The organism is Xanthomonas sp. JAI131 (genome assembly GCF_013410075.1).
GTDB classification, from domain to species: Bacteria; Pseudomonadota; Gammaproteobacteria; order Xanthomonadales; family Xanthomonadaceae; genus Xanthomonas_A; species Xanthomonas_A bonasiae.
Window position 1 is genome coordinate 290,640 of the sequence record NZ_JACCCN010000003.1, and the last position, 19,115, is coordinate 309,754.

Sequence of the window (19,115 nt, forward strand, 5' to 3'; positions counted from 1 at the left end):
ACAATCCCAAGCGCATGAAGCTGCGCGTGCCGCCGCCGCTGATCGTGGTCGCCGGCGCGCTGTGCGCATGGGTTGCCGCACATGCCTGGCCGGCGGCGACGTTGCTGCTGCCGGGTCAACGCTCGTTGGGCGCAGCGATGATCGTTGCCGGAGCGGTCGCCAACGTGGCGCCCAAGCTGCATTTTCGCCGCGCAGGGACCACGGTCAATCCGTTGCACCCGCAGCGCGCCAGCGCCTTGGTGCAATCCGGGCTGCATCGCTATTCGCGCAACCCGATGTACGTGGGGCATGCGCTGATACTGCTGGGCTGGCTACTGTGCCTCGGCCATCCGGCCGCAGGTCTTTCCCTGGCGCTCTACCTGCTGTACGTCGATCGCGTGCAGATTCCGAGCGAAGAAGAGGCATTACGCGAACGTTTCGGCGCGGACTACGCGGGTTATTGCCGGCGCGTGCGCCGCTGGCTGTAGAGGGAACTTCACAACGGCGACAATCGACCGCCGCCCGGCATCGCGGGCGGCGGTCTTCAACACTCAGAGCTTTCCGGCGCCCGCCTTGGCCTTGACGTCGTTCGCCACCTGGTTCGCCGGCAGCAGCGAATAGGTGTACGGCGGGGTCCAGCCGATGCTGTTGTTCCACGAGCAGGTCAGCGCCTTGCCGTTGAGCAGCGAGCCGAAATCGCGGTACACGCTGCCGCCGTAGTTGGCGGCGATCTTGTCGCAGCTGCTGACCCCGCTGATGTCGAAGGCGTTGTTCTCGGAGAAGATCTTCGACTCCTTGCCGACGCCATGCGCATGCGAGAACGGATACACCGCGTGGCTGGTGCTGCCGACGTGGTAGTTGTTGTACAGGTGCACCTGGCCGAACCGCACCCGCGGCGCGCGCGCGGAAATGTTCTCGAACAGCGTGTTGTGGATGGTCACCTTGAGCTTGCCGCTGTCGGTGCTGGAGGCGCTGTCGCTGGAGCCGATCAGGTTGTTCTTCTCGTGCGACTTGAACGCCGAGTACGAGATGGTCACGTAGTTGGCGCCCTTCTTGACGTCCAGCGCGCCGTCGTGATGCTGCTTGGGGCGGCCGTTGGCGGTGCCGTTCTGGTCGTCGGTGCGGCGCCCGTCGGTGAAGGTGACATGGTCCACCCACACGTTGCTGGCGCCTTCGATGGTCAGGCCGTCGTACTCGGAATTCCAGTTGCCGGCGCTGCCGTCGTCCGGATCCCACACCGGCTGCGGATCCCACGGATTCTCGATGGTGAGGTTGCGGATGATCACGTCGTTGGCCTTGACGTACAGATAGCCTTCGCGGATCTGCGCATTGGAACCGACGCCGATCAGCGTGGTCTTGGTGGGGACGTCCAGGCGCGCGCGGCTCTTCATGTCCGCGGTGGTGCTGTACGGCGTGCCCTCGCTGACATCGATGATGCCGCTGATCTTGATGATGCGGCCGTTGCTGCCGACGCTGGCCTTCAGCGCGGTCTTCAGCTGCGCGGCGGTGCTGACGCTGTAGACGTTGGCCGCCGCGGCCTTGGAGCCGCCCTTGGTGCCGCCGTTCTGCGTCGCCCACCCGGTGCTGGCGACCTCCAGGCTGGCATCGGCGTAGGCGCTGCCGGTCGCGCCCGCCAGACAGACTGCAAGCGCAATCGCGTGGGTGAGCGTGCGCGGGGATGCGATGAGTGACTGTGTCTTCATCCTGGAACCTCGTAAGCATGGGTGGAGTCGTCGCACGCGTGGCGCGGTTCCGCAGCGCGGAAAACGCAAGCGACGCGCGCGCATTCGCTGTCCCTTCGGACAACTGCGCCTCATGCCGTCGAATCAGGCAGCGCCGAAGAGGCGCGCACTGTAGGGAGCGCGTTCGGCTTGGGAAGAGACAAATGCAGCGCGTGCGGATCCAACGCTGCGATATGGGGAAGGCATCTAACAAAACCCACTGGCGATGCCGCTTCCGCATCCGCTCCCGCTGCGGGACAACAACGCTGTCCCGACGACATGTCGCGACATTGCGCGAATGCGCGATGCATTCCGAACGTGCTGGAAAAACCCGTGCCGCAGGCGGCATCGTCGGCAGGCATCGGCAGAGCGACGGCGGGCGACACCGGGTCTATCGGTCGCGGCTGGCAACACCGATCACGTCCATCGCGACCGATGGCCCTGGATCTCCATGAGTCGCTCCCACAGCATTCCGCCGGCCGTAAAACGGCCAAAGCCGAAATGCTCCAATCGTCGGAAGTGAAACGGCGCACACCGGCCGCAGAGCGGCGGCGGCAGCAGGCCGTCGCGGGTTACGACATGCCTTCGAAGAACAGCTCGATCGCCATCACCAGCGCATCCTCGCGGCCGTTCGCCGCCGGGTAGTAGCGCGGGCGGCGGCCGATCTCGTTGAAACCTTCGCTGTGGTACAGCGCGATCGCGCTGGGATTGGACGGGCGCACTTCCAGGAACACGCGGCGTGCGCCCAGGTCGGCGCCGTACTTGATCAGCGCGCGCAGCAGCAGGCGGCCGTAGCCGCGCGATTGCCGCTCCGGCGCGATGCAGACATTGAGGATGTGCGCCTCGTCGGCGGCGACGCTGATCACGCCGTAGCCGACGATCTGGCCCTGCTCCAGCAGCACCCAGCCCGGATAACCGGCCTGCAGGCAGTCGCGGAAGATGCCGCGCGTCCACGGGAACGGATAGGCGCGGCGCTCGATCTCCATCACCGTGTCGAGGTCGGTCTCGCGCAACGTGCGCAGCGTGGCCGCCGCCGGCGAGGACGCCGTGCCCAGCGCGCTCATCGCGGCGCCTGCTTGCGCAGCGCGCGCAGCTGCGGCCACAGCGCGCGCTTGGCGGCGGCATTGCCGCGCAGTTCGGCCAGCGGCCAGGTCGCCATCAACGTCTGCGTGGCCGGATCGTTCGGATTGCGCCCGGAGGCGCGCAACAACGCGATCTGCAGCCGATCGGGCAGACGCAGGCCGGCGCGGCGCGCAGCCGGCGCAGGCGCCGCGCGTTGCGGCTCCGGATAGTCCGCGGGCGCGGCCGGCGCCCGCCCGCGCGGCGACGGCTCCGCAGGCGCGGGCGCTGCGGCGCGCGGCGCGTGAGCCGGTGTCGCGTGCGCGGACGCCCTGGCCGGCGCAGCCACGCCGGCGGCAGGGGCATCGCGCTCCTCGGCCGGCGCCGGCTGCGCGACCACCGCGCCGACGTCGGCGTCGGCCCCGACATAGAGCGTATGGCCCAATGCCTGCAGCCAGCCGTGCTGCTCGGCCGACCACAGCGGCGCGGCGTTGGCCATCGCCTCGCTCACGTCGCGTCCGGCAGCTTGCGCCAGCGCCGCCACAGCCAGTAGCAGGGGCCGGACAGGGCGTACAGCACGCCGATCGCCAGCAGCGCGCGCGACAGGTCGATGACCAGCACCGCGATCACCACCGGCGCCAGCACCAGCATCAGGAACGGCACCCGGTCGGCACGCGGGCCTTTGGCGGCGCCGCCCTTGAAGCTCCAGAAACGGATGCGGCTGACCATCAGCAGCGCCGCGACCACGGTCACGCCCAGCGCCACGTAGCGCAGCTGCTCGCCGTCCCAGCCCAGGTTGCCGTCGGCGAACGCCCACACGAAGGCCATCATCAGCCCCGCCGCGGCCGGACTGGCCAGGCCCACGAACCAGCGCTTGTCGACGGTGCCGACCTGGGTGTTGAAGCGCGCCAGGCGCAGCGCGGCGCAGGCCGCGTACAGGAACGCCACCGACCAGCCGACCCGGCCCATCACGCTGCCGTCGAACTTCAGCGCCGACAGCGACCAGTGGTACATCACCAGCGCCGGGGCCATGCCGAAGCTGACCAGGTCGGCCAGCGAGTCGTACTGCACGCCGAATTCGCTGCTGGTGCCGGTCAGCCGCGCCACCCGGCCGTCCAGCCCGTCCATCACCGCGGCGACGAACACCGCCACGCTGGCGTGCACGAACTGGCCGTTGGCGGCGGCGATGATGGCGTAGAAACCGGAGAACAGGCCGGCGGTGGTGAACAGGTTCGGCAGCAGATAGATGGTGCGCGAACGGGGAGGCGGTCGGGATGGGTCCATGCCGGGCAGTTTAATCGACTTGCCAGGCCCGACGGCGGGTGCTGCAATCGGCCCTCGCCCTCGTGCCCCCGGAGAACGTGATGCGCGCCCTGACCCGGCTTTGCTGCCTGTCCCTGCTCGCCGCCAGCGGCGTGGCCGGCGCCGCCACCCTGTACCAATGGAAGGATGCGCAGGGCGTCACCCACTATTCGCAGAGCCCTCCGCCCGGCGGCAAGTACCAGGCGCGGCGGGTCGACCGCCACGGCGACGCCCCGGTCGAGGCCACCGAAGCCGTCGCCCCGGCCGAGAACGCCAACTGCCTGAGCGCGCGCAAGAACCTGGAGATCCTGGGCAAGCCGGGCAAGGTGATGACCGACCGCGACGGCGACGGCAAGCCCGACGCGGAGCTGGACGACGCCCAGCGCGACGCGCAGAAGGGCCTGGCCGAGGCCGCGATCAAGGCCTATTGCGCGCCCCCCGCCGCCGCGGAGTGAGCGCGCCGCGGCGGCACGGACGCGGCGCTGGCCGCCGCACATCCCCGCAGCGCCGGCAATGACTGGCAAAATGGGCGCCCGCCGTTAGCGAAGCCCCTCGATGCGCCTTTCCCAGTTCCACCTGCACACCACCAAGGAAACTCCGGCCGACGCCGAACTGGTCAGCCACAGGCTGATGCTGCGCGCCGGCATGATCCGCAAGCTCGCCTCCGGCCTGTACACCTGGTCGCCGCTGGGTCTGCGCGTGCTGCGCAAGGTGGAAGCGGTGGTGCGCGAGGAAATGAACCGCGCCGGCGCGGTGGAAGTGCTGTTCCCGACCATCCAGCCGCGCGAACTGTGGGAAGCCACCGGGCGCTGGAAGAAGTTCGGCGGCCTGATGCTGCGGATGAAGGACCGCAAGGAGCAGGAATACTGCTACAGCCCCACCGCCGAGGAGGCCGCCGCCGATTTCGCGCGCCAGGAACTGAGCAGCTACAAGCAGCTGCCGGTCAATTTCTACCAGATCCAGACCAAGTTCCGCGACGAGATCCGGCCGCGCTTCGGGGTGATGCGCGCGCGCGAGTTCCTGATGAAGGACGCCTATTCGTTCCACGTCAGCGACGAGGACCTGGCCCGCGAATACGAGAACATGAAGGCCGCCTACAGCCGCATCTTCACCCGCCTGGGCCTGCAGTTCCGCGCGGTGCAGGCCGATTCCGGCGACATCGGCGGCGACGCCTCGCAGGAATTCCACGTGCTGGCCGAGTCCGGCGAGGATTCGCTGGCGTTCTCCACCGGTTCGGACTACGCGGCCAATGTCGAGACCGCGGTCGCCGCCGATCCGGCGCCGCGCGCGGCGGCGCAGGAGGAACTGCGCAAGGTCGCCACGCCCACCCAGAAGACCTGCGAGGCCGTGGCGCAATTGCTCGGCGTCGCGCTGCAGCGCACGGTCAAGTCGGTCGCGGTGATGGCCGGCGACGCGTTCGTGCTGGCGCTGGTGCGCGGCGATCACGCGGTGAACGAGATCAAGCTGGGCAAGGTCGCCGGCCTGGCCGGCTACCGCATGGCCAAAGAGGCCGAGATCCGCTCCCACCTCGGCAGCGAGCCGGGCTTCCTCGGACCGCTGAACCCCAGCCAGCCGATCCGCGTGGTCGCCGACCGCGACGTGGCGGCGATGGCCGATTTCGTGGTCGGCGCCAACGAGACCGGCTTCCATCTGGCCGGGGTCAACTGGGGCCGCGACCTGCCCGAGCCGGACACCGTGGCCGACCTGCGCAACGTGGTCGAAGGCGAGCGCGCGCACGACGGCGGCGAGATCCGCCTGGCGCGCGGCATCGAAGTCGGCCACGTGTTCCAGCTCGGCCGCCAGTATGCGCAGGCGCTGGACGCCACCGTGCTGGACGAGAACGGCAAGACCGTGGCGATGGCGATGGGCTGCTACGGCATCGGCATTTCGCGCATCGTCGCCGCGGCGATCGAGCAGAACCACGACGAGGCCGGCATCCGCTGGCCGCAGCCGATGGCGCCGTGGTCGGTGGCGGTGTGCGTGATCAATCCCAAGCGCGATCCGGCGATCGACGCGGCCGGCGAGGCGCTGCTGGCCGAACTGCAGCAGGCCGGCCTGGACGCCGCGCTCGACGATCGCGGCCTGCGCGCCGGCGCGATGTTCGCCGATATCGAACTGATCGGCATCCCGCACCGCGTGGTGGTCTCCGAGCGCGGGCTGGCCGCCGGCACCTTCGAATATCGCGCGCGCAGCGGCGGCGACGCCGAGAACCTGGACCGCGCCGGATTGCTGGCGCGCCTGCAGGGTTAATCGGAAAGGCCGGGAATATATCCCGGCCTTTTTTCTTGCACCGCGATTCGTCACGACGCGGCCTCGACATTTGCCGGGTCAATATGCCGATCGAATCAGCGGCGTTACCCCGCGTTGATTTGACAATCGGAATTCCGTGCGTATAAGTGACACCCACACCGATCCAGCGATCGGCGTGCCTATCGAAATACCCGGAATATTTGTCAATCCGATAAAGCGATATTATGATTCCGCTCTAGCCAGGGAATGGCTGTATGCCCATCACCCATTTTCCGGAGTACAAATGACCATCGATCTCAGTGGCCTGTCGGCCAAGCAGTTGGGCGCTCTCATCAAGACGGCCAAGAAGCAACAGACCATCGTCGCCAAGCGCACGCCCATCGCCAAGGTCCGCACGCAGCTGGCACGCCTGGCCAAGTCGCACGGTTACAGCATCGACGAAGTCTTCGATGGCGCCGCTCCGGCCAAGCGCGGCCGCAAGCCGGCTGCCGGCAAGCCGGGTCCGAAGCCGGGCCGCAAGCTGGGCAAGGTGCCGCCGAAATACCGCAATCCGGCCAATGCGGCGGAAACCTGGACCGGCCGCGGCAAGCAGCCGCGCTGGCTGGCCGAGCAGGTGGCCAAGGGCAAGAAGGTCGACGACTTCCTGATCGCCGCACCGGCCAAATCGGCTGCGCCGGCCAAGAAGACCGCGAAGAAAGCGGTGAAGAAAGTCGCCAAGGTCGCCAAGAAAGCCGGCAAGTCCGCTGCCCCGAAAAACTGATCGGGAAACCGATCCGGCAACGGATTGGGATCGGTAGGTTATTCAAGAAAACGCCGGCGCAAGCCGGCGTTTTTCATGCCTGCCGCAAGGGCGATGCCGCTAGAGATTCTTCCGCGCCGGCACCAGCAGATTGCCGAACAGCAGGCCGGCAACCAGCGCCATCACGATATTGGTCACCGCCAGCAGCGCCGACTGCCCGCCGGACACGTCGTGCTGCTGCACCAGGGTCAGCAGTCCGCGCAGGCTGGCGCTGCCGGGCACCAGCATGATGATGCCGGGCAGGCGGATCAGCGCGCCCGGACGCTGCACCAGCCGGCCGAACAGATTGCCGGCCGCGGTCAGCGACATCGCCGACAGGAAGATCCCGACCGGGCTGCCCCAGGCCTCGCCGGCGAAGCGCGCGATCGCGTAGCCGGCCACCGAGGCGGCCATCACCCACGGATAGTCGCGGCCGTTGGCCTTGAACAGCAACGCGAACGCGTACGCCGCGACCAGCAGCGACGCCCATTCCACCCATACCGCCTGCGGCCGCGACGCGTGCACCAGCGGCTCCAGTCCGAGCAACTGCGCCAGGGTCACCGCGATCACCGCGCCCACGGTGAGCTTGAGGATGGTGGTGACCGCACCGGCGAAGCGCGCCGTGCCGGACACCCAGTGCTGGCTGGTCAGTTCGTTGACCGCATTGGTCAGCGCCATCCCCGGCAGCAGCACCACCAGCGAGGCGATGATCACCGAATTGAGGTTCAGCGGCGCCACGAAGGTCGCCACCAGCGCGGCGACGACGCCGGCCAGCAGCGCCGCCAGCGCCTCGTTGGCCTCCTTGGCCGCCGGGCGCTTGTCGGTGAGCTGGGTCAGTGCGCCGATCAGCAGGCCGATCGCGGTGGCGGTGGCGATGTCCAGCCACGGCAGCCGCCACAGCCCGGCCACGCCGAGCGCGGCCAGGCCGAAGCCGAGCACCTGCATCGCCTTCCAGCGCCGCCCCGGCGGGCGGTCCAGCTGGCGCAGCGCGGTATGGCCCTGGGCCACGCTCATGCGCCCGCTGGCGACGTCGTCGGCGATGCTGTCGGCGACGCTGAGCTTGTGCAGATCGTTGTCGCCCGGCGCCAGCCGCACCACGCGGGTGATGTCGCTGGAGCCGATCGCCTTGGTCGGATCGCTGAAGCTGAGGATCAGCCCGGTCGGGTTGGACCAGGGTTCGCAATCCAGGTCCAACTGCTGCGACAACGCCACCACCGCCGCCTCCAGGCGTTGCGCGGTGGTGCCGTAGGTGTGCAGGCGGCCGGCGATCTCGGAGACGAAGGCGATCCGTTGCGCATAGGTGGCGCTGGCAGAGGGAGTGGCGATGGGCGCGGCTTGCATGTCGGCTAGTATGGCGCGAACCCCGCGCACAGCCACCCTGTGGCGCACGACGACATTGCGGTGCAGGCGAAACAGGTATGCTCGCGCCCGGACACCCCATGATCGAACCGCAACCGCCAACACTCAGCCAGGACGACCGAGACCCCACGCGGGTGCGGCTATCCGGCAGTTGGACGCTGGCCACCGCGCTGGCGTCGTCCGACGTGCTGCGCACGCTGCCGGCCGGCACCACCGGCATCGACGCCAGCGGCATCGGCCAGCTGGATTCGGCCGGCGTGCTGCAGCTGATGCGCTACGCCACCCGCAACGGCATCGCCCACGAGGCACTGAACTTCCGCCACGACCACCAGGCGCTGGTCAGCACCATCGAGGACGTCGCCGACGACCGCCCCAAGCGCAAGCGCGACTACGGCTTCGCCGCGGCGCTGGAGCGCCTGGGCTACGCGGTGCACCGCAACGGCAAGGAGATCGTCGCCCTGGTCGGCTTCCTCGGCGAGACCCTGGTCAAGGTGCTGCGGCTGGTGCACGAACCGCGACGTTTCCGCCTGACCTCCACCGTGCACCACATGGAACAGGTCGGGCTGGACGCGGTGCCGCTGGTCGCCCTGCTGTCCTATCTGGTCGGCGCGGTGATCGCGTTCCTGGGCTCGACCATCCTGCGCGACTTCGGCGCCGAGATCTATGTGGTGGAACTGGTCAGCATCGCCTTCCTGCGCGAATTCGCGGTGCTGCTGACCGCGATCGTGCTGGCCGGGCGCACCGCCAGCGCGTTCACCGCGCAGATCGGCGCGATGAAGGCGCGCGAAGAGGTGGACGCGATCCAGACCCTGGGTCTGGACCCGATGGACCTGCTGGTGATCCCGCGGCTGGTGGCGCTGCTGGTGATGCTGCCGCTGCTGACCTTCGTGGCGATGATCGCCGGCCTGGCCGGCGGCGTCACCGTCGGCGCCTTCGACCTGGGCATCCCGCCGCAGATGTACCTGGCGCGCATGCACGACACCATCCAGCTGCGGCACATGCTGGTGGGCCTGTCGAAGGCGCCGATCTTCGCGATCGTGATCGGCCTGATCGGCTGTCTGGAAGGCCTGCGCGTGGAAGGCACCGCGCAATCGGTCGGCGAGCGCACCACCTCCAGCGTGGTGCAGACGATCTCGCTGGTGATCATCATCGACGCGATCGCCGCGCTGTGGTTCATGAACGTGGGGTGGTGATGGAGCCGGGATTGGAGATTGGGAATTGGGGATTCGTTGAAGGCGGGCGCCGCGTGCTGCCTGGCCGGGAGCCATTGCCTTGACCAATCCCGAATCCCCAATCCCCAATCCCGACCAAGAACTGGCCATCTCGGTCCGCGGCCTGCTCAACCGCTTCGGCACCCAGACCGTGCACGAAGACCTGGACCTGGACGTGCGCCGCGGCGAGATCCTCGGCGTGGTCGGCGGCTCGGGCACCGGCAAGTCGGTGCTGATGCGCAGCATCCTCGGCCTGCGCGAGCCCGATGCCGGCCACATCCGCGTGCTCGGCGTGGACACCGACTCCCGGCGCCGCGAAGACCGCCTGCACGTGGAGCGCAATACCGGCGTGCTGTTCCAGGACGGCGCGCTGTTCTCCTCGCTGAGCGTGGGCGAAAACGTGCAGGTGCCGCTGAAGGAGCACTTCGGCGAACTGCCCGACAGCTGGCATTACGAACTGGCGCTGCTGAAGGTGAAGCTGGCCGGACTGCCGGCCGATGCGATCAACAAGCTGCCCTCGCAGCTGTCCGGCGGCATGCGCAAGCGCGCCGGGCTGGCGCGCGCGCTGGCGCTGGACCCGCCGCTGCTGTTCCTGGACGAACCCACCGCCGGGCTGGACCCGATCGGCGCGGCCGCCTTCGACCGCCTGATCCGCACCCTGCAGGAAGCGCTGGGTCTGACCGTGTTCCTCATCACCCACGACCTGGACACCTTGTACGCTATCTGCGACCGCGTGGCGGTGCTGGCCGACCGCAAGGTCATCGCCACCGCGCCGCTGGCCGAGATCGAGCAGGTCGACCACCCCTGGATCCAGGACTATTTCCACGGCCCGCGCGCGCGCGCGGCGCGCGACGCCAAAACCGCCTGGACCGAGACCCACTGAGCCATGGAAACCAAAGCCAACTACGTCCTGATCGGCGCCTTCACCATCGTGGCCGGGCTGGCCTTGCTGCTGTTCGGGCTGTGGGCCGCCAAGTATTCGTCCGACCGCACCTGGCAGGAATACCGGGTAGTGTTCCGCGAGGCGGTGACCGGCCTGTCGGTGGGCAGCCCGGTGCAGTACAACGGCATCGCGGTCGGCTCGATCACCGAACTGACCCTGGCGCCGAACGATCCGCGCCAGGTGGTGGCGCGGGTGCGGCTGAACTCGACCACGCCGATCAAGAGCGACACCCGCGCCAAACTGGGCATCACCAGCCTGACCGGGCCGTCGATCATCCAGCTCTCCGGCGGCACCCCGGAGGCGCCGTCGCTGACCTCCATCGACACCAGCGACGCGCCGATCATCCAGACCACGCCGTCGGCGCTGCAGAACATCACCGACACCGCCAACCGCATCGTCGAGCGCCTGGACGAAGTGCTCAGCGACCGCAACGTGGCCAGCATCACCGCCACCCTGCACAACCTGGAAACGATCAGCGGCTCGTTGGCCGACCGCGACGAAGGCATGCAATCGCTGATCCTCAGCGCGCGCGATGCCGCGCGCAATCTCGACGTGACCCTGAAGACCACCAACGGCACCATCCAGCGCCTGGACCAGAACCTGGTGCAGCAGCTGCCGCCGATCCTGGACAAACTGGAAAGCACACTGAGCAAGCTCGATTCGGCATCCGGCAACGCCGACAAGATCCTGGGCGAGAACCGCGCGGCGATCAACAGCTTCGCCAACGACGGCCTGGGCCAGCTCGGCCCGACCCTGACCGAACTGCGCGGGCTGATCCGCGACCTGCGCCGGGTCAGCGACCGCCTGGACAACAACCCCGCGCGCTACCTGCTCGGCCGCGACGCCCCGAAGGAGTTCAAACCCAAATGAAGCCGACGCGCGCCCTCCTGCTGCTCGCCCTTCCGGCCCTGCTGCTCGCTGGCTGCTCCGCGCTGACCGGCGGCAGCAAGGATCCGGTGACGATCTACGCGCCCAACGTGCGCGTCGCGCCGGATCCGTCATGGCCGCAGGTAACCTGGCAACTGGCGATCGCCAAGCCCAGCGCCGCGCGGGTGGTCGACAGCCCGCGCATCTCGGTGCGCCCCACCCCGGGCGAACTGCAGGTCTACAGCGGCGTCAGTTGGGCGCAGCCGGCCACCGACATGCTGGAGGACACCCTCGTCCGCGCGTTCGAGGATTCCGGCCGCATTCCCGGCGTGGCCCGGCTCGGCACCGGCATCCGCGCCGACTACAAGCTGTTGCTGGACCTGCGCCGCTTCGAATCCGACTACGCCGGCCACGACGTGCCATCGGCCACGATCGAGCTCAACGCCAAGTTGCTGTACACGCCCGACCAGCGCGTGGTCGCCTCGCGCACCTTCCTCGCCGCGCAACCGGCCGCCAGCACCGCGCAGGCGCAGGTCGCCGACGCCTTCAGCCAGGCGCTGTCGCAGGTGACCGGCGATGTGGTCGGCTGGACCCTGCAGCAGGGCCAGGCCGATGCGGCCACGGCCCTGGCGCCGGTGCCGAAGGTCGCACCGGCACCGCGCCGCTGATCCGAAGCCCCTCTCCCACCGGGAGAGGGGTTGGGGCGAGGGTACGGCGCAAAGCGTCTCGCGGAGTTTGGGGGCACCAGGCTGCGCCCGTACCCTCATCCGCCCCTTCGGGGCACCTTCTCCCGATGGGAGAAGGGAACGTCTAGCCCCTCTCCCATCGGGAGAGGGGTTGGGGTGAGGGTACGGCGCGAAAGCGACTCGCGGAGTTGGATGCACCAAGCTGCGCCCGTACCCTCATCCGCCCCTTCGAGGCACTTCCCCCGAAAAGGAGGCCATGCTCCCGAGGGGAGAAGGGAATTCGTGGCCGCTAACGCGCGGCGATTTTCCGAAACGTCAGATTGATCCGCTCGCCGACCGGTTTCGCAGTCCGCGGCAAGGCATGCCGGTACAGGCGCTGGGTCTCCCCGCCCATCAACAGCAAGCCACCGGCGCTCAGTTCCAGCGCGTGGCGCAGCGCCGGCTCCTGGCGATGGCGCAGCACGAAGCGGCGCGTGGCGCCCAGGCTCAGCGAGGCGATCAGCGGACGCGCGCCCAATTCCTTTTCGTCGTCGCTGTGCCAGCCCATCGCGTCGCGGCCGTCGCGATAGCGGTTGGCCAGCACGCTGTTGAACGCGACTCCGGTCTCCGCGGCCAGCCGTTCGCGCAACGGCTGCAACGCCGGCGGCCACGGATGCGGCGCGAAGCGGGTACCGGAATAGCGGTAGCTCGCCTCCGGGTCGCCGATCCAGCAGCTCAGCCGCGGCGAATCCACCATCCGCCCGAACAGGCGGATGCGGTGAACCTCCCAGGCCACCCCGGCCAGCAAGTGCGCCAACAGCGCCGCCGCCTCGGCCGGGGCGAGCCAGCCGGGCAGCCAGCGGACGTCGGCGCCGGGCAGATCGAGTTGCATCGCGCCACGCTAGCATGCCGGCCGGCACCATACGCCAGCGTGCGGAATTTGCCCCGTCACGCACAAAGCCTGAAAATGCAGACAGCCAGATCGAGCCAACGGGAGCGGACCAGATGACGGAATTGGAGGGCGGCGCCAACGTGCCGGAGCCAGTGGAACGCGACGTCATGGAATACGACGTGGTCACCGTCGGCGCGGGTCCGGCCGGGCTGGCGTTCGCGATCCGGCTCAAGCAGCTCAACCCGGACATCTCGGTCTGCGTGATCGAGAAGGCCAGCACGGTCGGTGCACAGATCCTGTCCGGCGCGGTGATCGAACCGGCGCCGCTCGACGCGCTGCTGCCCGGCTGGCGCGACAGCCCGCCGCCGATCTGCGTGCCCGCCGGCGAAGACGAGTTCTGGCACCTGAGCAAGGACGGCGGGCGCAAGTTCCCGATCGTGCCGCCGGGCATGCGCAACCACGGCAACTTCATCGTCAGCCTCGGCGCGCTGTGCGCGTGGTTGGCGCCGCAGGCCGAGGCGCTGGGCGTGGAAATCTATCCCGGCTTCGCCGCCGCCGAGACCCTGCATGCCGACGACGGCACGGTGCTCGGCGTGCGCATCGGCGACATGGGCGTGGCCAAGGACGGGTCGCACAAGCCCGGCTACACCCCCGGCATCGATATCCGCGCCAAGGTCACGGTGCTGGCCGAAGGCGCGCGCGGGCACCTGACCAAGCGCCTGGTCAAGCGCTTCGCGCTGGACGCGGACAGCGACCCGCAGGCCTATTCGATCGGCATCAAGGAGCTGTGGCAGCTGCCGGAAGGCCGCGTGGTGCCCGGCAAGATCGTGCATACCCTGGGCTGGCCGGCGGACAACGCCACCTATGCCGGCAGCTTCCTGTATCACCTGGAGAACAACCAGGTGGCGCTGGGCTACGTCAGCGGCCTGGACTACCACGACCCCGAATATCGGCCGTGGGAGGCGTTCCAGCAATGGAAGAACCATCCGCTGATGAAGCCGCTGCTGGAAGGCGGCACCATCCTGTCGGCCGGCGCCCGCGCCATCGCCAGCGGCGGCTGGCAGTCGTTGCCGAAGGTGGAGATGCCCGGCGCGCTGCTGATCGGCGACAGCGCCGGCCTGCTCAACGTGCCCAAGATCAAGGGCACCCACCAGGCGATCCGCAGCGGCATGCTCGCCGCCGAACACCTTGCCGCCGGTGCGGCGTTGAATCCGGCTGGCTTCGACGCGCGGCTGCGCGGCTCGGAGGTGATGGCCGAACTGCGCCAGGTGCGCAACATCAAGCCCGGTTTCAAGAAGGGCATGTGGTTCGGCCTGCTCAACGGCGCCTGGGAGACCCTGGTCAAGGGCGCCTCGCCGTGGACGCTGAAGGTGACCGCCGACTGGTCGTCGCTGGACCGGCTGGGCGAACACGAACAGCCCAAGCGCGACTACGTGCAGCGCGACCTGGCGCCGCGCGACCGCCTGCAGGCCGTGTACTTCGCCGCCACCGAACACGACGAGGACCAGCCCGTGCACCTGCAGGTGCTGGACCCGCAGATCTGCGTGACCCGCTGCACCGAGGAATACGGCAACCCCTGCACCCGCTTCTGCCCCGCCGCGGTGTACGAGATCGTCGACGACGCGGCTGGCAAGCGCCTGCAGATCAACGCCGCCAACTGCGTGCACTGCAAGACCTGCGACATCAAGGACCCCTACGAAATCATCAACTGGGTCACCCCGGAAGGCGGCTCCGGGCCGAACTACCAGAACCTGTGAGCCACACGCTTCCGACACGATGCTCCTGCTGCGCCGCCGTGTTCTTCGCCACGTGACGTCGCGATGAAAGCCAGTTGGCGCAAGGCCGGGCTTGCCGCGCGTGCGGCCGTCGAGCGGCACGGCGGCGGCTGGCGCGGCCTGGTCGCGGTTGCAGAGCGCAGCTGGAAGGTCCTGCGAGCGCTGGGCCTTGCCGGCTTCGTGCGGCGTCTGCGCAATGCCGCGCACGCGCAAACGTCGGCACCTCCGCCATCGGATGTCGCGTTTCCCGCGCCGACGCCGATCGAGCGCGTGCAACTGCGCGTGGGCGTGATGGCCCACGTTTTTTATCCCGACCTGCTGGGTGAATTGGCGCAGGCGCTGACCGCCATGCCGGTGCCGTACGTGCTGATGGTATCGGTCATCGACGCCGACGCGCAGGCCGCGGCCCAACAGCGCCTGGCGTCGTTGCCCAACCTGCAGACGCTGCACGTGCGCAAGGTCGCCAATCGTGGCCGCGACCTGGCGCCGTTGATCGTGACGTTCCGCGAGGACATCCTCGCGCTCGACATCGTGGCGCACTGGCATAGCAAAAAATCGCTGTATACCGGCAACGAGCGCCAGGATTGGCGCAACTACCTGACCGCGTCCCTGTTCGGTTCGGCGCAGCGGATCGGCTGGATTCTGGGCATGTTCGCCGCCGAACCGCGGCTGGGCATCGTGTATCCGGAAAGCTTCGCCGGCGTGCCGCTGTGGGCGCATACGTGGCTGAGCAACCTGCAGGCCTGTCGCGAACTGGGCCAGCGACTGGGCGTCGGCATCGATGCGACGGCCTACATCGATTTCCCGGCCGGCTCGATGTTCTGGGCGCGCGTGGAGGCATTGCGGCCGATCTACGCACTGGGCTTGAACCTGCACGATTTCCCGGAAGAGCGCGGCCAGATCGACGGGACGCTGCAGCATGCCCTGGAGCGGATGTTCGTGGCGGTGGCGCGCCAGCACGGGCTGCTGGCCGGCATTCTGCCAGCGGACGGAACGCTCGCGCTGAGCACGGAAGGAAGCCGCAACTGGATGCAGGCCTTCCAGATGCCGCTGGCCACACGCGTGGCGCTCTCGGCGATCGATGCCCACGTGGTATCGCTGGACGTGTTCGACACCCTGGTGACGCGCCCCTTCCTGACCCCTGCCGGCGCGCGCGCCTATCTCGCCCATCTGGCGGCCGAAACGCTGGGCGTCGCCGACTTTGCCATGTTGCGCGAGCGTGCCGAAGCGCGCGCGCGCGCAGCGGCCGGGCGCGATGTCGACCTGGACGCCATCTATGCCGCGATGGCGCACCTCGCGGAGGCGAAGGACCTTCCCCTGCACGCCCTGCAGGAACTCGAACTGGATACCGAAGCGCGCCTGTTGCGGCCGCGTCCGGCGCTGGTCGCCGCTGCCGCCGCGCTCGCCGGCAACGGCCGGCGCCTGGTCGCCGTGTCGGACATGTACCTGGACAGCGCCGACCTGCAAAGGGTGCTGCCATCGGCAGTGCGTGGACTGCCGCAAGCCTGGTACGTGTCTTGCGAAACCGGCTGGCGCAAGGACGACGACCAGGCCTGGGAACGGCTGCCGGCGCGCGAAGGCGTGGCGGCGCGGCACTGGCTGCACGTCGGCGACAACGAACAGGCGGATATCCAGCGCCCGCAGATGCATGGCTATCTCACGCCCGTGCATGTGCTGCGGCCAGCGGCCTTGCTCGACGTGGTCCCGGCGTTGCGCCCGTTGCGGCCTGCCGCCGGCGCATCCAGTCCCTGGCAGGATCAGTTGTGGCTGGGCCTGCTCAGTGGCCACCTGGCGGATCTGGCCGATGCCCGGCCGGAGCAGTTCGGCCACCGCCTGCGCCTGGAGTCGCCGACCTCGCTCGGCTACCTGGTGTTCGGCCCGTTGCTCGCCGACTACCTGCTGTGGCTGTCGCGCGTGGCGCTGTCGCGCGGCATCGGCCAGATCCTGTTCCTGAGCCGGGAAGGCTATCTGCTGCAAAAGGCGTTTGCGCAGCTCCAGGCGGCATGTCCGCCGCTGGCCGCGCTGCGCGGCCGCTATCTGCTGGCCTCGCGCCGCGGCACCGGCGTGCCGACGCTGCGCGAGGCCAGCGACCTGGAAGCATTGCTCGGCAGTACCTATACCGGCAGCCTGCAGGATCTGCTGCAGGCACGGCTCGGCATTGCAGCGACATGCGCGATCGCAGCGCAGCTAGGAGCCGCAGACATGCGCGGCATGGTGATGCTGCCGGAGATGCGCACCGCTTTGCTGCAAAAACTGGCGCCTGCGATGCCGGCGCTGCTCGACGTCGCCGCAGTCGAACGCGAAAGCTATCTGCGTTACTGGCACGCCACGGTCGAAGACGCGCCAGCCATGGTGGCGGACCTGGGCTACGCAGGCACCATCCAGGCGCAACTGGGCAGGTTGACCGGAACCGCGCTGGGCGGCGGCTATTTCGCGGTGAACGACGGCATCGCGCAGGTCCAGGCCAGCGGCTGGGCCGAAGCCCGCTACTTCGATGGCCGCAACGCGGATGCGGAAACCTCGGCGATCCTGCAACACGACCTGCTGCTGGAAACCTTCCTGACCGCACCGGACGGCCAGTTCTCGCACTTCGCGTTGCGCGGCGATGGCAAGGTCGAACCCGTCTTCGCCGACAACGAACTGGATCCCACGCACTTCGCCACGGTCGCCGCAGTCCAGCAAGGCGCGCTCGCGTTCGTCGCCGACCTTTGCGCCGTCGGCGGCAGCGAGACCTGGCAATTCGCGTTCGACCGGGCATTGATCCAGGCGCCATTGCGCTGCCTGGGCGAGGGCCGCTGGCAGGCCGGCGACTGGGCGCGAGGCCTGGCGGTCGGCGACGCGTTCACTGGCCGCGGCCGGGTCGCCGTGACCATCTGAGCGGCGTCCGCGCCGCGGTAGCGTCAGGCTCTGCGGAAAGCGACCCCGGTCTTGGCAACCAGTTCCGCTTCGTCCACGCCGTCGGCCGCCTCGACCAGCACCAGGCCCTCCGCGCTCACGTCGAACACCGCCAGGTCGGTGATGATGCGGTCGACCACGCCCACGCCGGTCAGCGGCAGGTCGCACTCGGGCAGCAGCTTGTGGCTGCCGTCCTTGGCCACGTGCTCCATCAGCACCACCACGCGCTTGACCCCGGCGACCAGGTCCATCGCCCCGCCCATGCCCTTGACCATCTTGCCGGGCACCATCCAGTTGGCCAGGTCGCCGCGCGCGCTGACCTGCATCGCGCCGAGGATCGCCAGGTCGATATGCCCGCCGCGGATCATCGCGAAGGAATCGTGGCTGCCGAAATAGCTGGCACCGGCGCGGGCGGTGACGGTCTGCTTGCCGGCATTGATCAGGTCGGCGTCGACTTCGTCCTCGCCCGGGAACGGGCCGATGCCGAGCAGGCCGTTCTCCGACTGCAGCCACACGTCCACGCCCTCGGGGATGTGGTTGGCGACCAGGGTCGGCAGGCCGATGCCCAGGTTCACGTAGGCGCCATCGGTGAGTTCGCGGGCGGCGCGCTGCGCCATGTCGTCGCGGGTCCAGGCCATGTCAGGCGTCCTTCTGGCGCAGGGTGCGCTGTTCGATGCGTTTCTCGGGATGCGGGTTGTGCACGATACGGTCGACGTAGATGCCGGGCAGATGCACCTGGTCCGGATCGATGCTGCCGGTCTCGACGACCTCCTCGACCTCGGCGATGCAGACTTTGCCGGCCATCGCGCAGGCCGGGTTGAAGTTGCGCGCGGTCTTGCGGAACACCAGGTTGCCGGCCGCGTCGGCCTTCCAGGCCTTGACCAGGGCCACGTCCGCCTGCAGCGCGGTCTCCAGCACGTAGTGCTTGCCGTCGAATTCGCGCGTCTCCTTGCCCTCGGCGACGATGGTGCCGTAGCCGGTGGCGGTGAAGAACGCGGGAATGCCGGCGCCGCCGGCGCGCAGCCGTTCGGCCAGGGTGCCCTGCGGGTTGAACTCCAGCTCCAGCTCGCCGGCCAGGTACTGGCGCTCGAATTCCTTGTTCTCGCCGACGTAGGACGAGATCATCTTGCGGATCTGCCGGGTCGCCAGCAGCTGGCCCAGGCCGAAGCCATCGACGCCGGCGTTGTTGGAGATCACGGTCAGGCCGGTTACCGCACTGTCGCGCAGCGCGGCGATCAAGGCCTCGGGGATGCCGCACAGGCCGAACCCGCCGACCGCCAGGGTCTGGCCGTCGCCCACCACGTCGGCCAGCGCCGTGGCCGCGTCGGGGAAAAGCTTGCCGCGCCGTCCGGTCGCCCGGGTAGAGGTGTCGCCCATTCGCCAGCTCCGCATCGGAAGTAGACAAGTAGTTTAGCCGGT

General features: G+C 68.9%; 18 protein-coding genes. 10 read left to right on the plus strand and 8 right to left on the minus strand.

What is annotated here, in order from left to right:
* The first annotated feature begins 14 nt into the window (after positions 1 to 14).
* Positions 15 to 467: an isoprenylcysteine carboxylmethyltransferase family protein gene (locus tag HDC36_RS14255; RefSeq protein ID WP_179568553.1), complete on the plus strand. Its 453-nt coding sequence runs from the start codon at positions 15 to 17 to the stop codon at positions 465 to 467.
* A 63-nt stretch (positions 468 to 530) separates the two neighbouring features.
* Here the strand turns inward: HDC36_RS14255 and HDC36_RS14260 are convergent, their stop codons facing one another.
* The 4 genes from HDC36_RS14260 to pssA form a co-directional block, all read right to left on the minus strand.
* Positions 531 to 1,682 carry a pectate lyase gene (locus HDC36_RS14260; RefSeq protein WP_225209903.1) on the minus strand — a complete coding sequence of 384 codons (1,152 nt, stop codon included), beginning with the start codon at positions 1,680 to 1,682 and terminating at the stop codon, positions 531 to 533.
* Positions 1,683 to 2,272: 590 nt separating this feature from the next.
* Positions 2,273 to 2,764 (minus strand): ribosomal protein S18-alanine N-acetyltransferase, encoded by a 492-nt coding sequence (rimI, locus tag HDC36_RS14265; RefSeq protein WP_179568555.1) that lies wholly within the window; start codon positions 2,762 to 2,764, stop codon positions 2,273 to 2,275.
* Positions 2,761 to 3,258, minus strand: a complete 498-nt coding sequence (locus tag HDC36_RS14270; protein ID WP_179569416.1) for an alanine acetyltransferase — start codon at positions 3,256 to 3,258, stop codon at positions 2,761 to 2,763. The genes rimI and HDC36_RS14270 overlap by 4 nt, the downstream gene beginning before the upstream one ends.
* A gap of 8 nt (positions 3,259 to 3,266) precedes the next feature.
* Complete coding sequence (pssA, locus tag HDC36_RS14275) at positions 3,267 to 4,043, minus strand: CDP-diacylglycerol--serine O-phosphatidyltransferase (protein ID WP_179568557.1); 777 nt, start codon at positions 4,041 to 4,043, stop codon at positions 3,267 to 3,269.
* Between the two features lie 80 nt (positions 4,044 to 4,123).
* Here pssA and HDC36_RS14280 point away from each other — a divergent pair, with 80 nt between their 5' ends.
* The 3 genes from HDC36_RS14280 (at position 4,124) to HDC36_RS14290 (ending at position 7,071) form a co-directional block, all read left to right on the plus strand.
* The gene (locus HDC36_RS14280; RefSeq protein ID WP_179568559.1) at positions 4,124 to 4,516 is read left to right on the plus strand and encodes a DUF4124 domain-containing protein; all 393 of its coding nucleotides are present in this window, start codon (positions 4,124 to 4,126) and stop codon (positions 4,514 to 4,516) included.
* A gap of 100 nt (positions 4,517 to 4,616) precedes the next feature.
* The gene (locus HDC36_RS14285) at positions 4,617 to 6,311 is read left to right on the plus strand and encodes a proline--tRNA ligase (RefSeq protein WP_179568561.1); all 1,695 of its coding nucleotides are present in this window, start codon (positions 4,617 to 4,619) and stop codon (positions 6,309 to 6,311) included.
* A gap of 283 nt (positions 6,312 to 6,594) precedes the next feature.
* On the plus strand, positions 6,595 to 7,071 hold the full coding sequence (locus tag HDC36_RS14290) for an H-NS histone family protein (protein WP_179569418.1): 477 nt from the start codon (positions 6,595 to 6,597) through the stop codon (positions 7,069 to 7,071).
* A 99-nt stretch (positions 7,072 to 7,170) separates the two neighbouring features.
* Here HDC36_RS14290 and HDC36_RS14295 read toward each other — a convergent pair whose 3' ends face one another.
* On the minus strand, positions 7,171 to 8,430 hold the full coding sequence (locus tag HDC36_RS14295; RefSeq protein ID WP_179568563.1) for a threonine/serine exporter family protein: 1,260 nt from the start codon (positions 8,428 to 8,430) through the stop codon (positions 7,171 to 7,173).
* 98 nt (positions 8,431 to 8,528) lie between these two features.
* On the opposite strand from HDC36_RS14295, the gene HDC36_RS14300 reads away from it, so the two are divergent.
* The 4 genes from HDC36_RS14300 (at position 8,529) to HDC36_RS14315 (ending at position 12,137) form a co-directional block, all read left to right on the plus strand.
* Complete coding sequence (locus HDC36_RS14300; RefSeq protein WP_179568565.1) at positions 8,529 to 9,641, plus strand: ABC transporter permease; 1,113 nt, start codon at positions 8,529 to 8,531, stop codon at positions 9,639 to 9,641.
* 79 nt (positions 9,642 to 9,720) lie between these two features.
* The gene (locus HDC36_RS14305) at positions 9,721 to 10,542 is read left to right on the plus strand and encodes an ABC transporter ATP-binding protein (protein WP_179568567.1); all 822 of its coding nucleotides are present in this window, start codon (positions 9,721 to 9,723) and stop codon (positions 10,540 to 10,542) included.
* Positions 10,543 to 10,545: 3 nt separating this feature from the next.
* A complete protein-coding gene (locus HDC36_RS14310; RefSeq protein WP_179568569.1) occupies positions 10,546 to 11,472 on the plus strand; it encodes an MlaD family protein in 927 nt (308 codons plus the stop codon).
* The gene (locus tag HDC36_RS14315; protein WP_179568571.1) at positions 11,469 to 12,137 is read left to right on the plus strand and encodes an ABC-type transport auxiliary lipoprotein family protein; all 669 of its coding nucleotides are present in this window, start codon (positions 11,469 to 11,471) and stop codon (positions 12,135 to 12,137) included. The genes HDC36_RS14310 and HDC36_RS14315 overlap by 4 nt, the downstream gene beginning before the upstream one ends.
* Positions 12,138 to 12,444: 307 nt before the next feature.
* Here HDC36_RS14315 and HDC36_RS14320 read toward each other — a convergent pair whose 3' ends face one another.
* Complete coding sequence (locus tag HDC36_RS14320) at positions 12,445 to 13,026, minus strand: alpha-ketoglutarate-dependent dioxygenase AlkB (protein ID WP_179568573.1); 582 nt, start codon at positions 13,024 to 13,026, stop codon at positions 12,445 to 12,447.
* A 113-nt stretch (positions 13,027 to 13,139) separates the two neighbouring features.
* Between HDC36_RS14320 and HDC36_RS14325 the strand changes: the two genes are divergently transcribed.
* Positions 13,140 to 14,783, plus strand: coding sequence for an electron transfer flavoprotein-ubiquinone oxidoreductase (locus HDC36_RS14325; RefSeq protein ID WP_179568575.1), 1,644 nt, complete (start codon positions 13,140 to 13,142; stop codon positions 14,781 to 14,783).
* A 63-nt stretch (positions 14,784 to 14,846) separates the two neighbouring features.
* Positions 14,847 to 17,678 carry a rhamnan synthesis F family protein gene (locus tag HDC36_RS14330; RefSeq protein ID WP_179568577.1) on the plus strand — a complete coding sequence of 944 codons (2,832 nt, stop codon included), beginning with the start codon at positions 14,847 to 14,849 and terminating at the stop codon, positions 17,676 to 17,678.
* 23 nt (positions 17,679 to 17,701) lie between these two features.
* Here HDC36_RS14330 and HDC36_RS14335 read toward each other — a convergent pair whose 3' ends face one another.
* Positions 17,702 to 18,334: a CoA transferase subunit B gene (locus tag HDC36_RS14335; protein WP_179568579.1), complete on the minus strand. Its 633-nt coding sequence runs from the start codon at positions 18,332 to 18,334 to the stop codon at positions 17,702 to 17,704.
* A 1-nt stretch (position 18,335) separates the two neighbouring features.
* Positions 18,336 to 19,073, minus strand: coding sequence for a CoA transferase subunit A (locus HDC36_RS14340; protein WP_179568581.1), 738 nt, complete (start codon positions 19,071 to 19,073; stop codon positions 18,336 to 18,338).
* Positions 19,074 to 19,115: the final 42 nt, after the last annotated feature.